12 protein-coding genes are annotated in these 14,723 nt (G+C 37.4%); 6 read left to right on the top strand and 6 right to left on the bottom strand.

Annotated elements, in window-relative coordinates:
- Positions 1 to 62: 62 nt before the first annotated feature.
- Positions 63 to 1,586: a Do family serine endopeptidase gene (locus ABDJ41_RS01670; protein WP_349783997.1), complete on the bottom strand. Its 1,524-nt coding sequence runs from the start codon at positions 1,584 to 1,586 to the stop codon at positions 63 to 65.
- A gap of 152 nt (positions 1,587 to 1,738) precedes the next feature.
- Here ABDJ41_RS01670 and dapF point away from each other — a divergent pair, with 152 nt between their 5' ends.
- Positions 1,739 to 2,524 (top strand): diaminopimelate epimerase, encoded by a 786-nt coding sequence (dapF, locus tag ABDJ41_RS01665; RefSeq protein WP_349783996.1) that lies wholly within the window; start codon positions 1,739 to 1,741, stop codon positions 2,522 to 2,524.
- Between the two features lie 12 nt (positions 2,525 to 2,536).
- Here dapF and ABDJ41_RS01660 read toward each other — a convergent pair whose 3' ends face one another.
- The 4 genes from ABDJ41_RS01660 to ABDJ41_RS01645 are packed head-to-tail and all read right to left on the bottom strand — an operon-like array spanning position 2,537 to position 9,196.
- Positions 2,537 to 4,837 carry a helix-turn-helix domain-containing protein gene (locus ABDJ41_RS01660; protein WP_349783995.1) on the bottom strand — a complete coding sequence of 767 codons (2,301 nt, stop codon included), beginning with the start codon at positions 4,835 to 4,837 and terminating at the stop codon, positions 2,537 to 2,539.
- Positions 4,838 to 4,860: 23 nt separating this feature from the next.
- Positions 4,861 to 6,657, bottom strand: a complete 1,797-nt coding sequence (locus ABDJ41_RS01655) for a DUF4153 domain-containing protein (RefSeq protein ID WP_349783994.1) — start codon at positions 6,655 to 6,657, stop codon at positions 4,861 to 4,863.
- Positions 6,658 to 6,665: 8 nt separating this feature from the next.
- A complete protein-coding gene (locus ABDJ41_RS01650; protein ID WP_349783993.1) occupies positions 6,666 to 7,361 on the bottom strand; it encodes a response regulator transcription factor in 696 nt (231 codons plus the stop codon).
- Positions 7,361 to 9,196, bottom strand: coding sequence for a sensor histidine kinase (locus ABDJ41_RS01645; protein WP_349783992.1), 1,836 nt, complete (start codon positions 9,194 to 9,196; stop codon positions 7,361 to 7,363). The genes ABDJ41_RS01650 and ABDJ41_RS01645 overlap by 1 nt, the downstream gene beginning before the upstream one ends.
- 135 nt (positions 9,197 to 9,331) lie before the next feature.
- Here ABDJ41_RS01645 and ABDJ41_RS01640 point away from each other — a divergent pair, with 135 nt between their 5' ends.
- Positions 9,332 to 10,045, top strand: coding sequence for a hypothetical protein (locus ABDJ41_RS01640; RefSeq protein ID WP_349783991.1), 714 nt, complete (start codon positions 9,332 to 9,334; stop codon positions 10,043 to 10,045).
- Positions 10,046 to 10,298: 253 nt separating this feature from the next.
- Here ABDJ41_RS01640 and ABDJ41_RS01635 read toward each other — a convergent pair whose 3' ends face one another.
- Positions 10,299 to 10,667 carry a DUF3127 domain-containing protein gene (locus ABDJ41_RS01635; RefSeq protein WP_349783990.1) on the bottom strand — a complete coding sequence of 123 codons (369 nt, stop codon included), beginning with the start codon at positions 10,665 to 10,667 and terminating at the stop codon, positions 10,299 to 10,301.
- 72 nt (positions 10,668 to 10,739) lie between these two features.
- Between ABDJ41_RS01635 and ABDJ41_RS01630 the strand changes: the two genes are divergently transcribed.
- From ABDJ41_RS01630 to ABDJ41_RS01615, 4 genes are all read left to right on the top strand, one after another.
- Positions 10,740 to 11,933: a THUMP domain-containing class I SAM-dependent RNA methyltransferase gene (locus ABDJ41_RS01630; protein WP_349783989.1), complete on the top strand. Its 1,194-nt coding sequence runs from the start codon at positions 10,740 to 10,742 to the stop codon at positions 11,931 to 11,933.
- A 12-nt stretch (positions 11,934 to 11,945) separates the two neighbouring features.
- The gene (locus ABDJ41_RS01625) at positions 11,946 to 12,581 is read left to right on the top strand and encodes an HD domain-containing protein (protein ID WP_349783988.1); all 636 of its coding nucleotides are present in this window, start codon (positions 11,946 to 11,948) and stop codon (positions 12,579 to 12,581) included.
- 64 nt (positions 12,582 to 12,645) lie between these two features.
- Entirely contained in the window at positions 12,646 to 13,902 is a 1,257-nt protein-coding gene (locus ABDJ41_RS01620; RefSeq protein ID WP_349783987.1) for a putative DNA modification/repair radical SAM protein, read from the top strand.
- 6 nt (positions 13,903 to 13,908) lie between these two features.
- Positions 13,909 to 14,673, top strand: a complete 765-nt coding sequence (locus ABDJ41_RS01615; RefSeq protein ID WP_349783986.1) for a TIGR03915 family putative DNA repair protein — start codon at positions 13,909 to 13,911, stop codon at positions 14,671 to 14,673.
- Positions 14,674 to 14,723 lie beyond the last annotated feature (50 nt).

Here is a 14,723-nt window from a genome sequence, read left to right as displayed (position 1 = left end):
ATAAAAAAGAAACGGGGCATCTGAATGATCAGATACCCCGTTTGCTGTATTTTAATTTCTACTTAGAAAGAATAAGTAAAGTTACCTTGTGCTGTTACCCCGGAAATTGTAGTCATACCGTTTCTTGATTGTGGCAAAGCCTGCTCTACATCCTTCGCGCTATTTACCGGCCTGCCATTAACTGCAGTAACCAATAAGCCTTTAGGAATCTCTAAAGAATCAAAGATTTTGCCCTGCTCTACTGCAGTTACCACTACACCGCTCTTAGCACCAAATCTGCTTTTAAGTTGTGCAGAGGCAGGCGCAAATGAAGCGCCCAGTTTTTCTATACTTGCACTGCCTGATGCTTTCGCAACCGCGTTTTGTTGTACAGTACTGCTCTCCCCTTTTAGGGTTACTTTAGTATCTTTCAACTGACCATTCCTAGAATAAGTCAATTCTACTTTATCACCGGGACTTAATCGGCCAATTTTTTCCTGAAGATCAGGAGAATCATAGATAATTGTTCCATCTACTTTTTTAATGATATCACCTTTTTGAATACCTGCCGCAGCAGCGCCACTACCCGGAAGCACTTCATTTACATACAAACCAGAGATATCTTTAACATTTAATTTCTCTGCCGCATCTGCATCCAATGCAGAGAATGTTACTCCAATGTAGCCACGTTTAACTGCACCATATTTTCTAAAGTCATCAAGAATTTTCTTAGCCAGGTTTACAGGAATAGCAAATCCATATCCCACATTAGTCCCTGTTTGAGAAGCAATAGCAGCATTAATACCAATCAACTCACCGTTAGCATTTACCAACGCACCACCACTGTTTCCGGGGTTAATCGCTGCATCTGTTTGAATATATGATTCAATACTATTGTTTACAGGAGCTTTTCCTGTTCTTTGGTATTCTTCATATTCTTCTTCTGTGGGTTGTTGATTTCTGGCAAGAATACCGATATTACGTGCTTTAGCACTTACAATACCCGCAGTAACGGTAGTTTGTAGATCCAACGGGAAGCCTACTGCTAACACCCATTCACCAATCTGAACATTATCAGAATTACCCATCTTTACAACAGGTAGATCAGTTGCTTCAACCTTAATTAAAGCTAAATCTGTGTTTGGGTCTTTACCGATTACTTTTGCACTAACTTTACGTCTGTCAGATAATATTACTTCAATCTTATCTGCATTATCTACAACATGGTTATTGGTTACAATATAACCGTCAGGTGTTAAAATCACACCTGAACCAGATGCTGCTCTTGGCGCACGAGGCATTTTACGACCCCCGCGGCCAAAGAATTCCTCAAACATATCCATTGGAGATGATGAACGTCCCTGTCCTGAATCCGAACCTGTATATGATGTTTTAATGTGAACCACTGCAGGCGAAACTGCCGCAGCCGCTTCTACAAAATCAACAGCTCCGGCTGATGATATTTTTGGGTTACTAGCGAACAATACTTTTTGCTGATCCGCAAATGACAGCATTGCGTCATTTTTTGGCTCTAACAATTTATAGCCACCAATTGCAGCTGCACCACCTATAAATGCAACCAACGCGATTAATCCTATCTTTTTCATTTATATATTAGTTTAAATTTAACCTATTAAGAAAACTTAAATATTTTTCTTTCATTGATCTATTCAAATTTAATACCATATCACCGATATTTGCATCTGTAAACAGTCATGATTACTGTTAAAAAATGTTAAATAGACAGTAAATAATAAAGATGGACATTCATTTCTATAAATACCAGGGAGCAGGAAACGATTTTATACTTATTGATCATAGGACTAGTCCTTTAAAAGACATCGACTACGATCGCGTAAAACTACTGTGTGACAGGCGATTTGGCATTGGTGCAGATGGATTAATGTTTTTAACTGCTCATGCTGAGTATGATTTCGAGATGCACTACTTCAATGCTGATGGCCGACCGGGCAGTATGTGTGGAAATGGGGGGCGTTGTATCGTTGCTTTCGCCAGACATCTTGGAGCTATTGGACTGGAAACAAACTTTTTGGCAGTCGATGGACCACATTATGCCAAAATTTCAGAATCAGGTAATTGGGTAGACCTTCAAATGATAGATGTTGACACCGTTAACAAAGATGGAGATTCATATGTGTTAAACACAGGTTCACCACATTACGTAGCGTTAAAGGAAAATCTAGAGAATTATGATGTCTACAGTAATGGAAAAGCCATCCGTAATAACGACACCTATAAAAAAGAAGGTATCAATGTAAATTTCGTGGAAGACAAAGGTGATCATTTATTTGTACGCACATTTGAGCGTGGAGTAGAAGATGAAACCTATGCTTGCGGAACCGGGGTTACAGCAGTAGCTTTATCAATGGCACAGCATCAAGGCAAAATCGGGCATATTGAAACACCCGTTAAAGTCCTGGGAGGTAACCTCAATATAGCATTCGACTATGATGGTCATCAGTTTACTCATGTTTTTTTAGGTGGCCCGGCAGAAAAGGTATTTGAAGGGGACGTAAGTTTTTAATCCCCTTTCAATCTAATCCCTTTCAGCCAGGTGTGCTGCCACACCAATCTTGATCTCACCAAAAGTATAATCTCTGCCCAGCCGTTCCCGAATCGGATTCATCTGTAATGTTTTTAATTCTTTAATCGCATCCAAAATTTTATCCAGCTTTTTTGAGCCAATAATATCTTTCGCAGAGATTTCCTGTAAAGCGACATAATGTGCCAGATGACCTTCTATTGTACCAACAACCATTTTGCGTTCCTCAGCAATCTCAGCCACAGACTTCCCTTCCTTCAATAGTATTAAAGATAACTCTTTAGTATCTGCTTTTGGAGCTATCTCCTTTTTAACAGCCTTTGATTTCGTAGCACCCGATTTTGTAGTTTTACCCTTTTTCTCTGTGAAATCCAGTTTTCCAGGCATAGCAAACACCTTTTGCATTTGAGCAGCTCTTTCCGACTGACTTAAAAGGCCATTTACATCATCCTTTGTAAACTCCTTACCGCTAATGGTTGCACTCAACAAAGCAGTCGCTTTACGAACCTTCTTTACCTGCTCATAAAACAATGCCTCCATCTCCAGCAACTCGGTTAAATAAGCAACGACCTGCTTATCCTGCTTTACTAGTTCCATACGCTCAAAAATTCTTATAGAAAAGGCAGAAAGCAAAGGATTAAAATAGTTCTCAGCAGCGGTAGTCCGTTCTAGTAATGTTTGCAAACCTGTTTCCGATTTATCTTCGTACAACCTTCTGATCTGCGCCAGAAATTTATTGGCATTTCCCTTAAGTTCACTCAATTCTTTCAACAACTGCGCAGCCCACTTTACATGTTTCTGCTTCGCAGACTTATTTATGTCTTTAGTATAAGAATGTACATGTTCATAAACATAATTATCAAGCGGAGTTAAATCGAAACATTGTAAGAGATACGACCTCAAAAAGTTTTCACTCTCTTCCTGGATTTTGCTCTCCAACGTAGCAACCTCTTGTTTATTTTTAGAGAAAAAAGTCACATTCTGATCCTGTCTGATTCCGGAACCTGAAATAAGAGATGTTAATATCAAACCATCTAAAGTCCTCAATCTGGACAGGGCAACATAAATTTGTCCGGGGGCAAAAGCATTGCCTATGTCTATAATCGCCTTATCAAAAGTTAAACCCTGACTTTTATGCACCGTAATGGCCCAGGCCAGCTTAAGTGGATATTGAGTAAAGGTACCAATCAGTTCCTCCTTTATTTCTCCGGAGACTTTATCTGTGGTATACCTTATATTTTCCCACTTGTACTTTTCCATTACGATTTTCTCATTATTACCTTCTGTCTGCACTTCAATCATATCGGGTTTAAGCGCTATAACAGTTGCAATCTTACCGTTAAAAAAACGCTGCTCACCAGTAGGATCATTTTTTATAAACATCACCTGCGCTCCAACCTTCAGTTCCAATATATGCTCTGCCGGATATGAGTATTCACTAAATTCATTCTCTATCTTAGCTACATATAAATACGAAGGATCTTTTAACTCCTCGAGTCTTTCTTTATTTAAAGCATCAGCTTTATTATTGTGAGTGGTTAATGTGATGTATTTATCATTCATTGAAGGCTTAAAATCGGCCTGATAGTACTTTTCGAGCAAAGCAACATCTTGTTGTGTCACCTCATTATTCCTTAAATTATTCAGCAGATTAATAAACACATTATCAGCCTGTCTGTATATTTTTTCCAGCTCTATGTATATAGGTGGCTCATGATATAGAGCATGTGCATCAAAAAAGTATGCACTTTTATAAAACTGCCCAAGCAAAGTCCATTCATTAGATTTTACTACCGGGGGCAATTGATGCAAATCACCAATAAATAACACCTGCACCCCTCCAAAACTAGCTGTATTGTTCCTCCTGATGTAACGCAGCACCATATCTATTGCATCAAGTAAATCTGCGCGAAGCATACTCACTTCATCAATAATCAAAAGCTCCATATCCATTAACACCTTACGCTTTGCAGCAGTCATATTTAAATGGCGAACTATTGATTTCGGGGTATTGTATTGCTGATTATAATGATCGCCATCTGCTGCGGGCTGCTTTGGCAAATAAGCCCCAAAAGGCAGCTGAAACAAAGAGTGTATTGTTACACCATTTGCGTTAATTGCAGCAATACCAGTGGGTGCCGCAATAACAGCCTTTTTATGAGTCAGGCCAATTAACCTTCTAAGAAAAGTTGTTTTACCGGTCCCTGCCTTTCCCGTAAGAAAAATATGTTTTGAAGTATAATTTACAAATCTGGCCGCAAGATCAGCAGGATTAACAGTTTCCGAATTCAGCATACTGCAAATCTAGGAAGAACTTACTACTTTATCCTCACTAACAGGTAACCATTATAATTAAACCAACGATCTGATTCTTTCTTTCTATCTGCATTTATAGTAGTATTAAGTGATGTGACAACTAATTTCACCTCCATATTACCAACCTTATGGACAATAGAAAGCACCTCTGCTGGTAAATAAAATTTCCCTCCAGAACCTTTTAGTTTACCCGCTTTAAGCAGATTCGTTGCCTCTACCGACATTTTTAACATATCAAAATCAACAACAGCATCACCTACATTAACCTTTGTATTTTTATTCTGCTTATCTCTCTCAACACGCAATTCAACATTGCCAATTTTCTGAGAAAATTTATCTTTATAAGACTCAATAGGTATTAAATAATCGTACCCCTTAATATCCGTTAAAGTTCCGTTTTCAGGTTCAAATTGCTTATAATCAAAACTAGCAGCATATTCTGCGCGTTTTACTTTTAGTAACGAATATGCGGTATCTATTTTATCCCTTTTAATTGCGTAACGGTATTGAGAAGTATCTTTTAACTCCATTTCATGCTCTAGCTCTCTTAAATTTACATTTGTAAAAGGCTGTAACGTTGTTAGCCCATGCCTGTCTACTAAATAATCTATAACCGCACTACGTTGTTTAACATCCTCTTCACCATTAGATTTCATCAGATTATTTAAACGCTTCACCTGCGAAAACCTGGACACCGAAAAAGCACTTTGAGGGCCATATGTAGATAATATCGCAAGAATACTTAGACTAACTGGAATAATTTTAATATTCTGTTTCCTGCTTAACAGGAAATATACTGTAATTAGTGTAAGCCATATTGCAAGTATTACAAGAATATACCTTGACTCCGTAATTCCGTAGCTATCTACTCTTTTCCAAACTGCAAGCAATAACAACACCACCAAGGGAATCATCATCACATAAAAGAACTTAGAAAAAAGCTTTATCCATCCATTTCCTTCTTTTTCCTTAATAGGCTGAATGAGTAATAGAGAAAGAATACCAAAAACAGCATAACCCAATATCAAAGTAGAAACCAATCCCTTTGGCAGTTCCCAATTGATGATAATTTTAGCTTCATATACCAGCAAAATAAGCAGGTAAATAGTCATAAGCGGAATCAACACATACTGCGTAAATATTTTCAGCCCTTTGGGATAGCTTTCATCCTTATCCAGACCTTCGAAATCAGAAGGTATTCCTGCGAGAAAAAAAATAGTCATAAAGCCAGCTGCAACAACAGCAAAAAGACGCATATAAACTTCCCATTTAATATTAACATTAAACAATCCATCAATAGCTACAAGTGCAATAGCGAGTCCGGCAAATAACACTCCGGCATATAATGCTGACGTAAGAATCCTTAAAAACAAGGTTTTATTATATTGCCAAAAGCCATTTGCACTCCCTTTATTTATAAAAGGAGCATATGCGACCAGTAGATGAGAAGCAAATGCCAGCAGAGCAATCCGGTATACATCAGCCAGATAAAATGCAGGTTTTAATATAAAATGCAGACCTGCGCAGATAAACAAGCCTGTAAGGCGGAATGCCCATTGCTTAGCCACGCTAAGTTTATTTGACTCAGCATATAAATCAATAGCCAGCAACACTGTTAACGCCAGGTTACATGTACATAAGAATAAAATCAATTCTTCTTCAGTTCGCTTTGAAGTATCTACCACAATACACCATGCAATCGTGGCGGAAATGGCAACCAATACTTGTAATGGAAATCGAAGAATTACCTTAAGAAAACCTGACCATAAAGTGCTGATAGAGGGGATTTTGATTTTCATAAAGCAAGCTAATTTACCAGCAACTTATAACCTTTACCATGAACATTCAAAATCTCAACTTTAGGATCGTCCCTTAAGTATTTCCTTAATTTACTTAAAAAAACATCCATACTACGTCCATTAAAATAATTATCATCATGCCAGATACTTAACAAAGCTTCTTCCCTGGTAAGAACAGCATTTTTTTTAAGACAGAGCAAACGCAAAAGCTCAGCTTCCTTGGTAGATAATTTTTGCTGCAATCCATTATAATGGATCAGCTGAGTAGTATAATCAAAGGTATAATCCCCTATTTGAAACTGATTTTGCTCAGGCTCCTGATCAACAGGTTCTTTTACAGCCACACGTTTTAACAATGCATTTATGCGTAGCAGCAATTCCTCAATTCTAAATGGTTTTGTAATGTAATCATCACCTCCGAGATCATAGGCTGATGCCTTATCTTCTATCATTGCTTTTGCTGTAGCAAAGATTATTGGAATCTCTTGATTAATTTTTCTAATCTCTTTTCCCAGGGTAAATCCATCTTTCTTAGGCATCATCACATCCAGAATACATAAGTCAAAACTTTGTCTGCTAAATGCTTTCAAACCCTCTTCTCCATCGGTGCATAACACTACTTCAAATTTCCCTTTTAATTGAAGGTAATCTTGCAAAAGTAATCCAAGGTTAGGATCGTCTTCGACCAATAGAATTTTTTTCATCAGTTATGGTTTAGTGGTAAACTTATTTCAAACTTAGTCCCTTTATCTTTTTCACTATGTACTTTTATTGTTCCATTCATTTGCTCAACAATATCCTGAACATAATTTAAACCCAGACCAAAGCCCTTTACATCATGTAGATTCCCTGTTGGAACACGGTAAAACTGATCAAATATACGTTTTGAGTGCTCTTTAGTCATTCCAATTCCCTTATCGGAAATATCTACAACCAAAGCCTTTTCAGTACTTCTGGTTTCAATCGTAATATCAGGGTTTTCTACACTATACTTGTTAGCATTATCTATCAGATTATAAAAAACATTAGATAAATGCAATTCATCTCCATACACAAGCGGATGTACAGCATTCAGATTCAAGCTTACTTTTGCATTTTTCTTTTGTAACTGCAAGCTCATGCTATCTACAACAGCAGTAATTAAGTCATGAATATTTACATCTTTATGCTCCAGTTTCAATTCCTTTTTCTCTAAGCTTGCAATACTTAAAACACGTTCTATATGATTTCCCAATCGGACATTCTCATCATATATAATCCCCGCAAGCCGACTGATCCTATTCTTATCTTCAGCAATTTCAGGATCTTTTAAAGCCTCACTTGCAATCATAATGGTTGCTACAGGCGTTTTAAATTCATGTGTCATGTTATTAATGAAGTCATTCTTCATTTCAGAGATCTTCTTTTGCTTAAGTATTGCATAAATAGTATAAGCAAAAATAAAAATCAACACCAACAATAGAGCCGCCGATGAAGCCATGGTAGCCCACATATTACTTAAAATTAAAGAGTTTTTATTAGGGAAATATAAGTAAAGCATTCCAGGATCACGGAAAATCTCATTACTAAACAAAGTTGTACGGTAAGTATTCTGAGGCAACAATTCTTCGGATTGATTTGATGCTCTATGATAAAGCACTGAATCCTTATTAGCCAGTTTTAACCAAAAATCGTAAGTCGAATTTACATTCTGATTCTGTAATTCCTTTTTAATCAATGTATCCAACGACGCTCTGGAAACACGCTGATTAATCGGAACATAAACCTGCCGCATCTCTTTTGCTATATCCTCGAGATAATTTAAGTCTTTTCCTTCCAGGGCTAGTGTATCTTTCATCAATTCATTAAGACCTACTTTATACTTCTGTTCTGCAATCTGGTCTTCCATTTTAAATTTCAATGCAGTTTCTGGAGCAACACGCTCAATAGAAACAGTCATCGGATTTAGTGTTCTGGGATTTACAGCCAGATACCTGATGCTATCAGGAATCCGCCCTGGTGTCATAGAAAACGTTGCTGTCTTTCTAGATATCACCGTCTGATTTACATTTCCACTTACATTTCCAAAAGCATCAACACCAAAGTCAACCTGAACCTGCAATGATGAATTTCCTTTACTTCCAGGATTGGATATTTCCTGATAAACCTCCTCACTGATTAACTCTGGTTTTAGAAAGGTACGCCTTACTATGCTATCACGCATGTTCAGGTCAGCAACAATTCGTCTCTGCTGATCTAATTTACGCTTAGCCTCCTGTTCTTTGTATTTCTCTTTAAAATCGACAATCTGTTGCGCTTTACCTCTAAAGTCCTGTTCTCGTTCTTTCCTGATTTCATAGTCCTTTTTTGTAATATGCACAGCTGCATAACGTTTTTGCACCTTACTCGCCACCGCATTCAGAGCTTGTTTTACATCCTGTTCAAAAAGCTGAGATTTTAGATAATAGGCTTCCCTGATGTAATACAATTGCATTACAAACACCCCTAGCAAAGCTACAGTCATTAGTCCGGTAATTAACCAAAGGCTTCTTTTCTTCATTATAGAATACTCAAAAATAAAGAAGCATTCACACAAAGCTTCCTTATTTAACAAAATTTAACACGGTTATGAAGCAAAATCACTATATTTATTAGACCTATTGGCAATAGTAATCAAACACTTATCTAAAAAAATATGAAAATCCTTTTAATCTGCATACTTACATTGAGCACAGCTTTTGGTAACCTGAAAGCACAAACAGCTACAATGCTAAATGGATCCTGGGAATTTAATGAAGGCGAAAAGCGTCATCATCTTTTCTTCCAGGATGGTTTCTATTTTCATACTGTTCAACAAGGAAATCAATTTATAGGAACTGATGGTGGTCATTATGAGGTAAAGGGCAAGTCTATTATTACAAAAGCATTGTTCGACAGCATAGATTCAACCGGAGTGGATAGTATTAAAGAAATCCCATTTTCAGTTACATCGAGCCAACTTTCCCTTTCAGTGCCTCAAGGCGAAGCAGATTTTCAACGGGTAGATAATGGGCAAGCGGAACTTGCTGGCGTTTGGCGCATCACGGGTCGTATGCAAAATGGCAAGATAACAGCTATACATCAAACCGGAACAAGACAAACATACAAATTGCTAACCGGAACCAAATTTCAATGGGTAGCAATAGATCCTGCAAAAAAACAATTTTCTGGAACCGGAGGTGGCAGTTATACTTTTAAGGATGGCAAATACACCGAAAACATTGAATTCTTTTCCAGAGACAATAGTCGCGTTGGTGCTTCTCTAAGTTTTGATGGAAAGCTGGAAAATGGCGACTGGCACCATAGTGGTTTAAGCAGCAAAGGAGCAAAGATCTACGAAATCTGGAGCAGGGTTGGCAAAGCTAATTGAGCTCCTGAATAAATACTTAATTTAATAATGCATCAATAGTATAATATAGCTGTATAAAAACAGCTTCTGAATAGCCTTTTAAATGACCCCAGGTCATACAAAGTCATACAATACTCATAGGAGACTCGTATGAGACTCATAAAAGCCATAGAGCCCAGCCAAACAAAACGCTGATGATCAGCTATTTAATCAAAAAAAAATGCCGGAAGATATTTCCGGCATAATCTGTAAATTGTTTACTTTAAAAAAGCTCTTAAAAAGGAAGATCATCTTCCTCACCTGGTGCGCTGTTTAAATCAGCTGGTGGTGCATATGCTGGAGTAGATGCTGCGGCTGCGCCTGGTGTTAACGCATTAATACGCCATACTACTAAACTGTTAAAATAAGATGTCTTTCCGGTTTTATCTGTCCACGGACGACCACGTAAGTTGAATGAAACCTCTACATCATCACCTTGTTTTAAGCTGTCAAATAAAGCTGTTTTATCTTGTAAAGCCTCAAACCTGATGTATTCAGGATAAGTAGGGTTTTCTGCATATTCTATAATCAGGTCTCTTTTCTTGAAAGTCTCACTCACCTGCTGTAATGCACCGATTTCATGCACTTTTCCTTTTAATTCCATAACAAATACTCTTTTATTCTACTACGAAGTTCAAATCTCTATATTTTTATTGATAACTTCGCACAATAAATTATGCAAGTTTTCCACACAAAAAATAAGGTTATTATAACCTGTAACAAGCGCCTGTCTGCTTACCTGATAAAAGAGGTAGAAGACCTTGGCTATGAAATCGTAAGGGATTTCCCAACGGGTCTGGAACTGAACATCACCTTAACAGAATGCATCAAGCTAAATCTGAACTTAAGATGCGCCAGTCAGATATTATATTGCCTGAAAAGCTTCAAGGCAAGTAACCCGGAGGAATTATACAAGGAAATGGTAGAAATGCCATGGGAAGAGCTGATTGATTTTTCTGGTTATTTCTCAGTAACATCAAATGTGGATAATCCAACCATTACCACTCCACTGTTTGCAAACCTAAAGGTAAAGGATGCTATTGTTGACAGAATCAAGGAAAAGAAAGGCATTCGTCCTAATTCTGGTTCCGATGCAAACAAAGCAGTAATTCACTTATACTGGAAAGATAGCGAAGCAGATATATTTATTGATACTTCAGGAGAAACGCTGGCCAAACATGGTTACCGTAAAATTCCAGGAAAGGCCCCAATGCTAGAAGCTTTAGCTGCATCAGTAGTACTGAGTACCAAATGGGATCAGAAGTCACCATTTGTAAATCCGATGTGCGGTTCTGGAACACTGGCTATAGAAGCTGCTTTAATTGCTACAAATCGTCGTCCGGGTTTATTCCGCATGAATTATGGCTTTATGCATATTATGGGCTACGATGAACAGGTATTTTTCTCAGAACGCAGAATTCTAAAAGATCAGGTTATTAAAAACGTGAACCTGCAGATCATTGCAACAGATTTATCTGAAGATGCAGTAGAGGTAAGCAGAAGAAATGCCAAAACAGCTGGAGTAGATACCTTAATTACTTTTGAGGTATGCGATTTTGCCGACACACAAGTACCCGATACTGGGAATGGTGTCGTGGTCTTTAATCCTGAATACGGAGAACGTTTAGGAGTGCATTCTAAATTGGAAGCCACATATAAACGTATGGGTGACTTCATGAAGCAACATTGTAAAGGTTATTTCGGATACATCTTTACCGGAAATCCTGATCTGGCTAAAAAAATCGGATTGAAAGCTGCACGTAAAATAGAATTTTATAATGGCAAATTGGATTGCCGCATGTTAGAATATGAATTGTACGATGGCAGCAGAAGACCGGAAAATGAAAGACCTGTTAAGCATACCGAATAAGAACTAATTGCGATGAATCAAATCATTGACCGCACCATACAATTTGTTAAAGAAACCTTGTCAGATGCTGAAGCTGGCCACGACTGGTTCCATATAGACCGTGTTTATAAAAATGCAATTGCAATTAATAAGATTGAACAAGCAGATGATCTGGTAGTCGCACTTGCAGCACTACTTCATGATATTGCAGACGCAAAGTTTAATAATGGAGATGAGGAAATAGGCCCAAGAGTAGCAGGAGAGTTTTTAAGCACACTTGATATCGCCCCTCAAATCACTGAACATGTACAACAAATCATTAGGAACCTAAGCTACAAAAGTAGTTTAGGTCTGATTACGTTTCAATCTAAAGAACTGGATGTGGTCCAGGACGCTGACAGACTGGACGCGATTGGTGCAATTGGTATTGCCAGAGCCTTTACTTACGGAGGGTACAAAAACAGGATACTTTATGATCCTGAAATAAAGCCACAGTTAAACATGACAAAGGAAGAATATAAAAACTCAACCTCGCCCACAATCAATCATTTCTATGAAAAGCTGTTGCTACTTAAAGATTTGATGAAGACTGACGAAGGTAGAAAAATAGCAAAACAGCGCCATGATTTCATGCTTACTTACCTAGACCAGTTTTATTTAGAGGTTTAACTCTTTATTTTTAAACTAAATTATTTAGCATATTTTACTACATTTGTTAGTAAAATATGCTAATATGTCGGAGCGGATTAGAGAGAAGCTAAACATCCTTGCGGATGCGGCCAAATATGATGTCTCGTGTTCATCAAGTGGAGGAACGAGAAAAAATGACAACAAAGGACTTGGCAATAGTCATGCTTCGGGAATCTGCCATACTTATACAGAAGATGGACGATGCGTTTCTTTATTAAAGATCTTACTAACTAATCATTGCATTTATGACTGTGCTTTCTGTGTATCCAGAAAAAGTAATGATATAGAACGTGCTGCCTTTACAGTAGAAGAAGTTGTTTCATTAACTATAAATTTTTACAGAAGGAATTTCATCGAAGGTCTTTTTCTAAGCTCCGGAATCTTTAAAAATGCAGACTTTACCATGGAACGTCTGTTGAAAGTGGTTAAAAAATTGAGACTCGAAGAACGTTTCAATGGATATATTCATCTAAAAACTATTCCAGGTGCTAGTGAAGACTTGATTAGAGAAGCAGGATTATATGCAGATAGAATGAGTATTAACCTTGAGATGCCTACAGAAAGCGGATTAAAACTACTTGCGCCTGAAAAGAGTCATGAAGATGTGAAACGACCATTAGCACTTATTCAAAATCAGATCATACAATTAAAGGATGAGAAAAAACTAATCAAAAGCATACCAAAGTTTGTCCCGGCTGGACAAAGTACGCAAATGGTTATAGGCGCCACACCTGAAACAGATAAAGATATTATGCAAATGGCAGATGTATTTTATAAGAATTTCTCACTGAAAAGGGTTTATTATTCGGGGTATATTCCTATAAGTAATGATAACCGCCTACCTATGATTGGTAGTCAACCTCCCCTCGTTCGTGAAAACCGACTTTATCAAACCGATTGGCTAATGCGATTTTATGGTTTCCATGTCAATGAACTATTAAATGATGCGAACCCACAATTAGATGCAGACATAGACCCAAAACTTAGCTGGGCACTTAGGAACTTGCAATTCTTCCCTGTCGACATCAATATTGCTGCCTATAAAATGATCCTGAGGATTCCAGGTATCGGAGTGGAGTCAGCCAAGAAGATAGTGCAAGCAAGAAAGTTCGGAAAACTAAGGATTGATCAGCTCAAGAAAATTGGAGTTGCTTACAATAGAGCAAAGCACTTTATCAGGTGCTCAGATACTCCGTACCAACTTAAAGACTATCAAGGTACTCAGATCAAATCATTCATATTAGCAGAAAGCCAGAGCAAATATCTAAAAAACGATACTCAACAATTGAACTTGTTTTAAAGAAAAATGATTTACTTAATCGATGGAAGTCTAGAAAGTCTTCTTTGTGCTGTATTCGAATGGTTTGAACGAAAACCAGGAAGAATCTCAATTCAATTAGAAAAGCATCATCAACCAGATGTCTTCAGACCAGTACTAAAAATATACAACGACAGTAGCAAGGCAGATAGAGTATGGAAAGGACTTCAAAAGAAATTAGATAAAAATTGGATGAGGCGTTTTTACTGTACATTTCTTTCAGAGTCTACAGAAGCCTATCAACACTTGTTTGAATTTTGCTGTTATATTTTCTTAAATCCTAATGGAGCAACCTTCAATTATGGAAACCCTTTCGTACTTTCCATCTCCCAAATTTCCAGAAAAGTAGAAAGGGAAAAGCATAGAATGGAAGCTTTTATAAGGTTTCAGCATGCCGAAAATGGTATTTTTTACTGTGGTATAGATCCGGATTTTAATGTGTTACCTCTAATCATGAACCATTTTAGAGACCGGTATGCAGATCAAAAATGGCTAATTTATGACCTTACCAGACATTATGGCTTATATTACGACCTTAATAGAGTGGAAGAAGTAAGCCTTAACCATGATGAAGAAAAAAGACTTCAAATCCCAACAGCAAGTATTCAGGCTGACAATGAAAAACTGTATGCGACATTATGGAAAGACTATTTCAAAAGTACTAATATTGCCGCGCGAAAAAACACAAAACTACATGTACAGCATGTGCCAAAAAGATATTGGAAATATCTTACTGAAAAGATGGGTTTATAAAAATTTTATCTTGTAAATTGCTCCTCAGGCAAGCATATGATTGTGCTTTA

Source organism: Pedobacter sp. ASV1-7, from assembly GCF_040203335.1.
GTDB lineage: Bacteria > Bacteroidota > Bacteroidia > Sphingobacteriales > Sphingobacteriaceae > Pedobacter.
Note: the sequence above shows the minus strand (reverse complement) of the source record. Positions and strands in the feature narration are given on the sequence as shown.

Coding starts and splice junctions, on each gene's coding strand:
- ABDJ41_RS01670 (WP_349783997.1), bottom strand. CDS start 1,586: ATGAAAAAGATAGGATTAATCGCGTTGGTTGCATTTATAGGTGGTGCA.
- dapF (WP_349783996.1), top strand. CDS start 1,739: ATGGACATTCATTTCTATAAATACCAGGGAGCAGGAAACGATTTTATA.
- ABDJ41_RS01660 (WP_349783995.1), bottom strand. CDS start 4,837: ATGCTGAATTCGGAAACTGTTAATCCTGCTGATCTTGCGGCCAGATTT.
- ABDJ41_RS01655 (WP_349783994.1), bottom strand. CDS start 6,657: ATGAAAATCAAAATCCCCTCTATCAGCACTTTATGGTCAGGTTTTCTT.
- ABDJ41_RS01650 (WP_349783993.1), bottom strand. CDS start 7,361: ATGAAAAAAATTCTATTGGTCGAAGACGATCCTAACCTTGGATTACTT.
- ABDJ41_RS01645 (WP_349783992.1), bottom strand. CDS start 9,196: ATGAAGAAAAGAAGCCTTTGGTTAATTACCGGACTAATGACTGTAGCT.
- ABDJ41_RS01640 (WP_349783991.1), top strand. CDS start 9,332: ATGAAAATCCTTTTAATCTGCATACTTACATTGAGCACAGCTTTTGGT.
- ABDJ41_RS01635 (WP_349783990.1), bottom strand. CDS start 10,667: ATGGAATTAAAAGGAAAAGTGCATGAAATCGGTGCATTACAGCAGGTG.
- ABDJ41_RS01630 (WP_349783989.1), top strand. CDS start 10,740: ATGCAAGTTTTCCACACAAAAAATAAGGTTATTATAACCTGTAACAAG.
- ABDJ41_RS01625 (WP_349783988.1), top strand. CDS start 11,946: ATGAATCAAATCATTGACCGCACCATACAATTTGTTAAAGAAACCTTG.
- ABDJ41_RS01620 (WP_349783987.1), top strand. CDS start 12,646: ATGTCGGAGCGGATTAGAGAGAAGCTAAACATCCTTGCGGATGCGGCC.
- ABDJ41_RS01615 (WP_349783986.1), top strand. CDS start 13,909: ATGATTTACTTAATCGATGGAAGTCTAGAAAGTCTTCTTTGTGCTGTA.